This is a genomic window from Paenibacillus sp. 2TAB19 (assembly GCF_052115185.1).
Lineage (GTDB): Bacteria > Bacillota > Bacilli > Paenibacillales > Paenibacillaceae > Pristimantibacillus.
In genome coordinates, this window is sequence record NZ_JBFRGE010000123.1 from 1 (window position 1) to 11,770 (window position 11,770).

The following is an 11,770-nucleotide window of genomic DNA, read 5'->3' on the forward strand; positions in this document are numbered from 1 at the left end:
GCCGAATAGCTGCTGCATATCTCTGACGATTTGCTTCTCTTCATCATTATAGTCGCCGTCTGCGAAAATAAGCAGCAATATTTCGGCGAAAAATATGTTTTTGATCGGCTCATCGTTCAAACCGCCGATAATGTCGGCAAGCGGTCTTGCCTTTATGGATTGCAGCTTGTTTGGCTGCATATCCATCTCGCCCAGATACGTACGCAAATATTCTTTTTCTCTACGATTAACGAATCCGTCGGCGTTGGCTACCACATGGGCTAATTCCAAAAACGCTTCCTTATGCTCTTTCGTTTGCAAGAAATGCAAAAACAAAGCGGTCCACTCCCTTGTTGGTTATCTAATGTATAAATCTTATCCCATTACTTTCGACGGGCAAGGAACAATATCCTACAACGTATTTTGAAAAATATCAAACATTTTTTATTGATTTATGACTTAGATGTGAAAATACCCGGTTGACATTGACGGAACGTAAAGGTGTACCATTAGCTTTGTCAGGAGGAATGACGATGGAATATACCGTTCATAAGCTCGGCCAGCTCGCTGGCATTAGTACGCGGACTCTACGCTATTACGATGAGATTGATCTTCTGAAGCCGGCCAGAATCAACTCATCGGGATATCGGATCTATGGAAAGCAAGAGGTCGACCTGCTTCAGCAAATATTATTTTATCGCGAGCTTGGCGTTAGTCTGGAGTCGATTAAAGATTTGTTGACTTCCGAAGACTTTGATGCGGAGCATGCACTGAAGGAGCACCGCCGACAGCTTCTGGAGAAACGCGAGCACTTGGATCGGCTTATCGAAACCGTAGACCTGACGTTAGCCCAAAGAGAAGGGAAGATTACGATGACGGACAAGCAAAAATTCGAAGCTTTCAAGCAAAAGCTGGTTGACGATAATGAGCAGCAATATGGTGCAGAGATCCGAGCCAAGTATGGAGATGAGCAAGTAAATCAATCGAATCGGAAAGTCAAGGGCATGTCAGAGCAACAGCATGCCGAGCTGGAGCAGCTCGCTGCCGATATTCATACGACGCTTGCCGCGGCGATTGCAACAGGCGATCCTGCTGGTGAGCTTGCTCAGAAAACAGCCGACATGCATCGCAGATGGCTAACGTTTTATTGGGATAAGTACAGCAAGGAAGCCCATGCCGGCGTTGCGCAAATGTATGTCGATGACGAGCGCTTCACCGCGTATTACGATAAGGATCAGCCAGGTGCCGCTGTATTCCTTCGGGATGCAATCTTCATCTATACAGGTACAGAGAAGAACGAATAGAGGTTATGCCAAGGCTGATGCAGCATGTGCATCAGCCTTGGTTTTATTTAGTCTACTTTTGCGGTTAACTCCGTTTGCTCCGAATCTCGGATTGAAGCTTCTCAATAAGCGAAGCTGCTTCCATTGTCTCGAGCACGTTCTCTCTTCGGCTTCTGACGGACAGCATCTTCGATTCTCTTTCGTTTCGGCCTAGCACGATTATATAGGGGATTTTCTCCAGTTGAGCCTCCCGAACCTTGAATCCAAGCTTCTCCGAACGAATATCGACTTGGACGCGGATACCAGCAGCTTCGAGCTGCTGCTTCACCTCAAACGCATAATCGATTTCATTGTCGGATACGGGCAACAGCTTAGCTTGCACGGGCGCGAGCCATAGCGGGAAGCTACCCGCGTAATGCTCCGTTAATATGCCGATGAACCGATCAAGCGAGCCATAGACGGCTCTATGAATAACGACGGGACGGTGCTTCTGATTATCTGCGCCGATATAGGACAGGTCGAATTTCTCTGGCATTTGGAAGTCGAGTTGTACCGTGCCGCATTGCCAGCTGCGCTTCAGCGCATCGTGAATGTGGAAGTCAATCTTCGGTCCATAAAATGCGCCGTCGCCCTCGTTGATCCGATACGGGAGTCCGCTGACATCGAGCACCTGCTGCAGAGACGACTCCGCCCGCTGCCACAACTCCTCAGAACCCATTGAATCGTCGGGGCGCGTCGAGAGCTCTATCGAATAGTCGAATCCGAACACCTTATACATATGGTCGATAAGCGAAATGACTCGTTTAATCTCATCCTCGATTTGCTCCGGAAGGACGAACAGATGCGCATCATCCTGGCAGAACGTGCGAACGCGCATCATGCCGCCAAGCGCGCCGGACGCTTCATGCCGGTGCACTTGGCCATATTCGGCAAGCCTTATCGGCAACTCCCGGTACGAATGCAAGCTGTTCTTGTAGATCAGCATGTGACCGGGACAGTTCATCGGCTTCAGTGCATATTTAATGTCGTCAACATTCGTGAAATACATATTGTCCTTATAATGGTCGTAATGCCCGGACATTTCCCATAGGGCATTGTTCATCATAAGCGGCGTGCGCACCTCTTCATATTCACGCTCCCGATGCAGCTCGCGCTCGAATTGCTCCAGCTCATTGCGGATAATCATGCCGTTGGGCAAATAAAACGGCATCCCCGGAGCTTCCTCGGCGAACATGAACAAACCTAGCTCCTTGCCGAGTTTACGATGATCACGTTTCTTCGCTTCTTCAAGCAAATGCAAATGTTGCTCCAGCTCAGACTTCTTAGGGAAAGCAGTCCCATAGATACGCTGCAGCATCTTGTTGCGAGCGTCGCCGCGCCAATAAGCGCCTGCAACGCTAAGCAGCTTGAATGCCTTGACTCTTCCAGTCGACGGCAGATGCGGCCCGCGGCAGAGATCAACGAATTCGCCTTGCGAGTAAAGTGAAATGACGCTATCTCCGGGCAAACCGTCAATAAGCTCCAGCTTTAGCGGTTCTTCCAAGTTAGAGAAGTAGGCTATTGCCTCCTCCCTATTCGCTACACGACGAACTATTGGCAAGTCTTCTCGTATAATGCTTGCCATCTCCGCTTCAATCGCAGCAAGATCATCTGTAGACAAAGGCTTCTCGATGTCGATATCGTAATAAAAGCCGCCTCCAATAACCGGCCCGATCCCAAGCTTCACAGCTTTATCGCCATACAGACGTTTGATCGCTTGCACCATGATATGAGCCGTGCTGTGGCGGTATATTTCCAATCCATCCTTGCTGTCTTGCATGATCAATTCGAGTCTGCAGTCCTGCACAATCGGATGGTTCAGATCAACGAGCTTGCCGTCGATTTTGCCGGCGACAGCGTTTTTACCCACGCTTGATGAGATTGAAGCTGCGATTACTGCAAGGGTCGTGCCTTGCTGATACCTCCTAATAGCTTGATCTGGCATTGTAACGTTGATTTCCATGATTGGCCTCCATTTCTGCATATTCGCTTCGTTTTATTATTTTTGAACGCAAAAAAACGCATCTCTCCCGGAAAGKGACGAGTGCGTTCAAGCTCGTGGTTCCACCCTCATTCGATCATACGGACGAACAAACGCCTCGCGAGCGCGCTCATTGCCGGAATGATCCTTAGGTATCCTTTAACGGGGATAAGTCGGTGACCTATACTGTTCCAATCGCCTTATGAACGAGCGGAAGTTCCAGGTCACGGCTGCAAAGCGGTAATTCCACAATCGTAGCTGAAGAAGCTCACACCAATCGCTTCTCTCTCTGACAGCCCGTAAATGGGAATGTTGTCTTTGGTCAATGCCTCAATTTGTAATTCCGATCATAACGAATTGGTTTTGCTCATGTCAAGTGACATTTTCGGAACTTAATAAAATTGGCATGTGGTTGGCGCTTTGTATTTAACATCATTAATCAATATTTAATTTAATCGCATTAAATAAATTCAAGTCCGATATACATAAGGGTCTTTAGGGGTGTCGATCTTATTCCACTCCGCAACTTTTAACACGGGTATCGTTTGTTTGAACGGCTGATACAGCTCCCAGCTCAGTTTGCCGGACACATGAACCCAATCATCATCTGCGAGCTGCGTGCCATTCGGAAACTCCACAAGCATGCCGAATACGCCGGAATCTGCGACGCAGTGAATGAATCCAAAGCGGAACACAAAATAATGGTTGCCGTCGACCTGAACGCCCTTATAGGCGAAACCGTCGAAACCGATTGTTTTGTTCATGAAAGCGGAGGGGTCATTGTAGATAGCCTCCATCCCCTTCAAATAATCGGCGTCCGTCAGTTTAATCATAGATCGGTTAATGAACTCCTCTCTCTCGCGCTGCGCGACATCCTTATAGCTGTCTTTATTGTAAAAGATGCTGGAGTCCGGCTTCAGGAATTGATGATTGCCGGGATTTAGCTCCACATTTTGCTCAAAAGTTGGAAACGAGAAACCTTTTGCCTTGACGAAGCTGGAATCAAGCGCATAAGCAGGTAAAAACAGTCCTGTGAAGATTGGTACGAACAGCACGGCATAACCAAGATATCGCTTGAGCTTGTTCGGCTCATCATGCGAATGACCATGATCATGTCCGTGGTCATCGTCATTATGATGGTCATGATGGTTATGATCCACCGTACAACATTCATTTTCCGATGCAGCGCGTTTCTCTTCGGCAACTTGCTTACGAGAGACGCGAATAAATTCGACTACGCCAAGAAATCCCATAATAACAATAGCGCTAATCGACAAATAGGCATATTTCATATTGATAAATTTATTGATATCGCCTGTATAATGCAGCATGAAGAACATGAAGGAAAATCCAATCAAAATGAAAAAACGAACCATTTATAACAACCTCCCTACTACTAAAGAACCGGCTAGGGTGAAGCAAACGATCAGGCCAATCAATACGAGAACGAACTTGGTACTGAACGTGCCCAGCAGCATGAGCGTATTTTTGATATCTACCATAGGACCGAATACGAGAAATGCCGATAACGAGCCAACCGTGAACGTGCTGCGGAATGAGGCTGCAATGAAAGCATCCGCTTCCGAGCATAAGGAAATAAGAAAAGCAAGCGCGATCATGACAAGCGACGAAGTGAGCGGATTGCTTCCCAGGTGAAGCAAGTACGAGGTTGGCACGAACGTCTGCATGCTAGCAGCGATGAAAGCGCCAAGAACTAAATATTTGCCTACAGAGAAAAACTCCTCGATAGCATGGACGATGACCTCATATAGCTTCGTTCGCATAGGGATGCGCTTCTCTTCATCTGCTGCTTGCATGTGAGTTCCAGATGGAACGGTATCCTGATTCGTATGTTTGAAAGGGATTGTTTTGAACATATAGGATAAAAGAACGGCAACCGAGAAAGCGACTGCTGCGGCTAATCCCGCGCGAATACCGACCATTTCCCAACTGTTGCCGAAGGCGATATAGGTTGAGAACAGCACAATAGGATTCAGAATGGGACCCGTCAACATGAAAGCAATCCCCGCATGGAGCGGCATCCCCTTCTTCAGTAGTCTGCGCGTGATCGGAACGATACCGCATTCGCATGAGGGAAAGAAAAGTCCGATTCCACAGCCGACGAAGGCAGCAAGGAATCGGTTCCGGGGCATAATCCTTGAAATGAAGCTTTCTCTAACGAAGGCTTGAATAAGTCCGGATATAAGCACTCCTACGAGCACGAATGGAATGGCCTCCATAACCATGCTGATAAAAATCGTATTCAATTGGTAAAACGTTGGCACTCTATTCAACTCCACTAGTTTCTGTATCTCAAAATAGGACTATCTATTAATATAGCGCTTTAACACTCGATAGGAAAGACGGTTAAGAGAATAAAAAAAGTGACATTCGTTAGGATCATTGATCTTAACGAACATCACTTTGATAATTGCATTAGTCGATAGCTTGCAACTCCTGTTGGAGCCTTAACGGCATGATTGATACGGTCGATGTTTTGAAGCCGGGCATCTTGCAGTTTGGATCAAGCTCAGGGCTCGTTGCGCGATTAACGTTCTGAGCTCCGCCCCAGTGCATCGGTACGAACACCGTATCTTCGCGGATTTGATCGGTAATTCGGCTTCGTACGGTGAAGCTGCCCCGCTTGGATTGAACGACCACCCATTCGCCTTCCTCGATCCAATACTGCTTTGCTGTCTTCGGATGGATCTCGATAAAATTGTCCATGTTCCGAGCGGCTAACGTCTTGCTTCGGCGAGTTTGCACGCCTGTCAAATAATGCGACAGCACCCTGCCGTTCGTCATCGTCAACGGAAATTGCTCGCATGGCGTTTCTTGCGGCTGTCTACTCTCCACTGCCGTGAACACGGCTCTGCCGTCAGGATGAGCGAAGAAGTTCTGGAACATAATGCCTGCGCTTGGCTTATCAGGCGAAGGGCAAGGCCAGTAGACGCCGCCTTCCCTACGCAAACGATCGTAATTAATGCCGTAGTAATCGGCTAGTCCGCCACGGCTTGCTAATCGAAGCTCCTCGAAGATTTGCTCAGCCGATTGGAACGGGAAGTAACTTTCATAGCCGAGTAAGGATGCCAGCTCGCATAGAATGGTCCAGTCATGCTTCGTGCTGCCAGGAGCCACGACGTTCGATTCTCTGAGCAGTACGCGTCCTTCCAGATTCGTGAGCGTACCGGTATTCTCGATATAGGAAGTGACGGGCAGAATAACGTCCGCCATACGCGCTGTCTCCGACATGAACATATCGGCGACGACGAGAAAATCACATTTTGCAAGACCATCCTCGACTAGCGTTGCATTCGGATTGGAGACAACGGGATTGGAGCCCATTACGAAAAGCGAACGAATGACATCCTGATGAACACGTTCCATCATTTCGTACGCAGAGACGCCCTTGCGCGGCAACCGCTCCGGCTCAATTCCCCATACCTTAGCCACATAGGACCGATCATGCTCGTTCTCGATTGAGCGATAACCTGGCAACTGATCACTCTTCTGTCCATGCTCGCGGCCGCCTTGTCCATTCCCTTGTCCCGTCACGGCTCCGTAACCGCAGCCAGGCTTGCCAATCTTGCCGGTAGCCAGCACGAGATTAAGGAAACCGCGAACAGCCATATGACCGTCAGTCTGCTGCTCCACCCCTCTTGCCGTGAAAACAATACCTGTGTCAGCCTTACCGTAAGCAATAGCTGCCTTACGAATATCGGCTTCACTGATCCCTGTCAAAGCGGCAATGTCATCGATATGGATCGTCGACAGATGTTTCTTAAGCTCATAGAAGCCGCTCGTCTTCTCTACAATAAATTTCTCGTTCAACAGCCCTTCTTCCTCAAGCGCTTTGAGCAGACCATTGGCAAGCGCGGCATCTGTACCGGGTCTTACTTGCAGATGAATATCGGCAATCGCCGCCGTTGCTGTTACTCGCGGATCAATAACGATAATGGTCGCTCCGTTTTCCTTCGCTTTCGTGAAGTAGGGCATGAGCGTTGGCTGGCATTCGGCGATATTCGTACCGGCAAGAATGATACAACGCGCCAGCGGAATATCTGCCAGTCTACACGTGAGTCCGCGGTCAACGCCGAATACTTTCGTTCCTGCCGATGCAGCGGCCGACATGCAGAAGCGACCATTATAATCAATATATTTAGTGCCTAATGCGATACGGGCGAACTTGCCGAGCAGATAGGCGGTTTCATTCGTCAATGAACCGCCCCCATAGACGCCAATAGCGTCCGGACCGTACTTCTCGCTTGTCGCTTGGAATTGATCGCGAATCGTACGCAGCGCTTCTTCCCAAGTCGCTTCGATGAACTGCCCGCCTCGCTTAATGAGAGGATGCAGCAAACGTTCCGTGCTCGTCGCATGCTGGTGAGCATTCATGCCCTTCACGCATAAGCGGCCTTCCGAAGCAGCATTGGCTGCTCCTTCAATCGTATAGGATAGACGGTTCGAGCCTTCTGTTGGCTCCGTTATCGTAACTTGCATCTTGCATTGCACACTACAGAAGGGACACTGCGTCTGTATGACGTTCAGTTTATCGCTGTTTGTTGCTTCAGTGACTAACGGCGGCATTGACTTCACCTATCCTCTCGGTTGATTCAAGTTGCAAATTAGGACGATTCGCATGATCGAACAGTTCTCTTCTCGCTTCGAGATCAAGCAGCAATTCTCTAATATCTACGATTCCGTCGCGCTCGAGCCACTTCCATAGCGGCTCGCCGTAATACGCACGCTCACGATACAGCTGTATGCATGCGGCGGATAACTCCAAAGCATCTATGTCGCTTTCCACGATACCGATCAATTGCCCTTGCTTTACGGGCAGCTCCATATGTCCGCCGGCATACAGTTCCCAGCCTGAAGGCGAGCCGGTTATTCCGATATCCTGAACAAGGATACCGATTGGCGTCTTGACACCCGAAGAAACAGCTACTTTCAGAGATGTAGGCATTGAAGCTTGCGACCAGATCGAACGCAGCGCTTCACCAAGCCATACCGAGTTGAAGCCCTCTCCTTGACTCCTAATTGCTGAGCTTGCGGAATGAATCGTTAGACGATTGTCTACGCCTGTAATGGCTGTAAATGATTGCGGATGTTTAAGCTCCATATAGTACTGAATGGCGTTATTGCAGAGTCGACAGCCGTTCATTTTACCCCAATTCAGTGCAAGCCTGACCGACTGCGCATTCGTAAATGAATGGCTTTGGATGGCGGTCTTAAGCGCCTGATGGCTGACTGTCGTACAACTGCATATAGCTGGTTCTGTTTCTTGCGCTCCATCCTTGCCGCTGCGAAGTGCGAAACGGACGACTGCGCTAACCATCGGTCGGCATCCCCCGCAGGAGCTGGACGCTTTCGTCTTATCGCGAACTTGCTCCGCCGTATTCAATCCGTTGTCTACGACCGCGCACATAATCGCCGATTTCGTAACGGCGTTGCAGGCGCATACGGTCTCGCGAGGCGCCATGTTCTCTGCTTCGATATCAATCGGAGAGCTTCCGTCTTGTGCTTGACTGTTTGCAGCTTTCAAGGCGCTGATAGGCGCTTTTTTCTTAACGAGGTTAAGTAAAGTCGTCGCTTCATCGGTATCGCCGTATAGAATAGCGCCGCATACTCTTCCGTATTGCATCGTTACTTTTTTGTAGGTGTTATGAATGCCATCGTATTGCTGGATTGCGGTATCTGCTTTATCCTCTTGAATGTCTCCGACGGAGAACACCTGCACACCTGATACTTTGAGCTGCGCATAAGGAATCGACCCTTCATAAGGAGGCGTAGCTTCGTCGCAAATCGTGCGGGCAAGCACCTTGCCCTGCTCATAGAGTGGGGCAACCAGCCCATAGGCGATTCCTCTGTGTTCGGCGCATTCGCCTACGGCATATACGTTAGCGATATTAGTCCGCATGTAATCATCGACCATAATTGCGCGATTCGTATCGATGCCGCTGCGTTTGGCGAGATCAATGTTCGGCCGGATACCTACGGAAAGAACGATAAGATCGGCTTCAACGGTCAGGCCAGTCGTGAACCGAATGCCCTTCGCACGGTCTCGCCCGATAATTTTGTCCGTTTCCTTACCGAGCCAGAAGCGCATGCCCTGACCTTCCAGTTCCTTCTGCAGAAGCTCTGCTGATGCCAGGTCAAGCTGGCGATTCATTAAATAAGGCGCATTATGAATGACTGTGGCTTCCATACCGAGATTAAGAAGGCCCCTTGCAGCTTCAAGACCTAGCAATCCGCCACCAATGACCGCCGCCTTGCGATATTTGCCCGCATAATCGATCATCGTCTTGCAATCGTCGATATTACGGAAGGAGATGACGCCGGGTTTATTAACGCCGATAATCGGTGGGATAAAGGCCGATGAGCCTGTTGCTATGATAAGGATATCGAATGGAATCCGTAGGCCGGATGCCGTTTCTACACTCTGTATATCGCCATGATGAATGCGTGTAGCGGTCTCGCCCGTATATAGCTTGATGCCTTTCTCCGTATACCATGACCAATCATTGATGACTATATCGTTAATGGAGGAATCTCCTTGCAGCACCTTGGACAATAAAATCCGATTGTAATTCGGATGTTTCTCGCTGCCGATCACCGTGATTTGGAATTGTTCAGCATTGATATTCAATATTTCCTCGACGCATTTGATACCGGCCATTCCGTTTCCGATAACTACAAGCTGTTTTCTACTCATTATGTCCACATCCACTCGCACATTTTTTTCTATATCGTGAGCGATACCCATTGTACTTCTTGGCCGATAATTGCCCCCGTGCCACCTGGCGGAATGAGAGCCAGCGCATTAGCTTTAGCGAACGCCGCGACATTTCCGGATTTATCGTTCGTCAGCGGTTCGACCATCCATTCTTTCTCTGAACGGTAGACGAATGCTCTTATATATCTAGGATACGGGCAAGGCTTCAGTATGGAATCCATTAAGCGGCCATCCAGCCAGGTGGAGCGATATTCGGTTTTGCCTGTTGCTTTGAGAACAACTGGCTTAAGCAATAGCTCTAGTCCCGCGAAGCATGCGGAAGGATTGCCTGATAAGCATATAATCAATTGATTAGAACGTCGGAACGCTGAGGTCGGCGTACCTGGACGCATAATCGTTTTCGTAAAAATCGCTTCCGCTCCGATACGTTCCGCAGCTTCTTTCACATAATCGTAATCGCCTACCGATACTCCGCCGGTCGTGACAACCATATCTGCCTTCGCGAGGCACTCCTGAATGGCAGCTTCTATCTGCTCTAGACAATCAGGCACAACAGGATAGCGGATGACGGATGCGCCAAGCTCTTTCAAGCGAGCTCCTATCATATAACTGTTGGATTCGTAGATTTGGCCACCGCTTAGCTCTCGTCCAGGCGCGATTAACTCATCGCCGATGGGGAGAACGGCTACCTTCGGACGCTCGTATACTTCAATCTCCCATTGCCCGACAGATGCGAGAATAGCCACTTCTTTGGCCCTCAGCTCAGTCCCCCGATACAACAGCTTCATACCTTGCGGAACGTCTTCGCCTTTCTCCGCAATATGCTGGCCCAGCGTGCATGGCCGATCGAGTCTTATTCTGCGATATCCATTACGCGCTTCGAGTGGTATAGCCGTTTCTTGGATGACGACTGTATCATAACCTTCCGGCACGGGCGCTCCTGTGAATATGCGAACAGCATCATTTAGATGAGGCGTTGAAGCGGCTGCCTGTTCATGCTGCGTTATATGTCCGGCTCGCACTTCATCAATAATACGCAGCTCCACGGGGCGTTCCCTTGATGCGCCTTGCAGAGCTTCTGCCCGGACTGCATACCCATCCATCGCCGCTCTCCGGAATGGAGGCAATGAGACGATGCTTTCGAAGTCATTCGCAAGTACTCTTGCCCCAGCATCCTCTAATGATACCGTTTCAATGGGAGGTTCTTTCACGCAAGCAAGCAGTTTCATCGAAGCTAATGATACGGAAGCTGTCATCTGATGCTGAACGTTAACGATTGCCATTATGATCCTCCCCTATCTTAGCGTACATGGTTTTATAAACAGAAAATGCCCTCTCCCTGTTATTCAGGAAAAAGGCACCGTTGCCGAGTGAGCCAGCACAACGCTGTGCGAAGCTCTTATCATATGTTTAGAGTAGGTTATTTTTACGCTTATGTCAATATACATAACATAATTAAACATAAGCGGACACAAAAATATTTCATGTTATATATATTGACATCAAGGTAACTCACCTCTATAATTCGAGTTGGGAACACCGTAAGACACTATAACGTAAACGACAGGCAGCACAATGACGTGCTCCGTTGGCAATGAAGCCGCGTTTCGCCCCTTTTTCAACAGGGCGAAGTGCGGCTTTTGTACATTTTAACCATCGTATGTGTTAGGCTTCACGAACGAAGCGTCGGTCCGGACCGAAACGCGAAAAAAAAGAGAAGATAAAGGGAGAGATAGGCATGGAGAAAAAAAG

At 48.9% G+C, this 11,770-nt stretch carries 8 protein-coding genes; 1 reads left to right on the forward strand and 7 read right to left on the reverse strand.

The window, feature by feature from the left end:
• On the reverse strand, nucleotides 1-300 hold a 300-nt coding region (locus tag AB4Z33_RS29070; RefSeq protein WP_442053249.1), incomplete at its 3' end, for a TerB family tellurite resistance protein.
• A gap of 212 nt (nucleotides 301-512) precedes the next feature.
• Here AB4Z33_RS29070 and AB4Z33_RS29075 point away from each other — a divergent pair.
• On the forward strand, nucleotides 513-1,283 hold the full coding sequence (locus AB4Z33_RS29075; protein ID WP_442053250.1) for a MerR family transcriptional regulator: 771 nt from the start codon (nucleotides 513-515) through the stop codon (nucleotides 1,281-1,283).
• Between the two features lie 64 nt (nucleotides 1,284-1,347).
• On the opposite strand, the gene thrS is transcribed toward AB4Z33_RS29075, so the two are convergent.
• From thrS to AB4Z33_RS29105, 6 genes are all read right to left on the reverse strand, one after another.
• Nucleotides 1,348-3,264, reverse strand: coding sequence for a threonine--tRNA ligase (thrS, locus tag AB4Z33_RS29080; protein WP_442053251.1), 1,917 nt, complete (start codon nucleotides 3,262-3,264; stop codon nucleotides 1,348-1,350).
• 488 nt (nucleotides 3,265-3,752) lie between these two features.
• Entirely contained in the window at nucleotides 3,753-4,658 is a 906-nt protein-coding gene (locus tag AB4Z33_RS29085) for a TIGR03943 family putative permease subunit (RefSeq protein ID WP_442053252.1), read from the reverse strand.
• On the reverse strand, nucleotides 4,659-5,594 hold the full coding sequence (locus AB4Z33_RS29090) for a permease (protein WP_442053256.1): 936 nt from the start codon (nucleotides 5,592-5,594) through the stop codon (nucleotides 4,659-4,661).
• A gap of 124 nt (nucleotides 5,595-5,718) precedes the next feature.
• A complete protein-coding gene (nasC, locus tag AB4Z33_RS29095) occupies nucleotides 5,719-7,869 on the reverse strand; it encodes an assimilatory nitrate reductase catalytic subunit NasC (RefSeq protein ID WP_442053253.1) in 2,151 nt (716 codons plus the stop codon).
• The gene (gene nirB, locus AB4Z33_RS29100; protein ID WP_442053254.1) at nucleotides 7,850-9,997 is read right to left on the reverse strand and encodes a nitrite reductase large subunit NirB; all 2,148 of its coding nucleotides are present in this window, start codon (nucleotides 9,995-9,997) and stop codon (nucleotides 7,850-7,852) included. The genes nasC and nirB overlap by 20 nt, the downstream gene beginning before the upstream one ends.
• 29 nt (nucleotides 9,998-10,026) lie before the next feature.
• Nucleotides 10,027-11,301, reverse strand: a complete 1,275-nt coding sequence (locus AB4Z33_RS29105; protein ID WP_442053255.1) for a molybdopterin molybdotransferase MoeA — start codon at nucleotides 11,299-11,301, stop codon at nucleotides 10,027-10,029.
• Nucleotides 11,302-11,770: the final 469 nt, after the last annotated feature.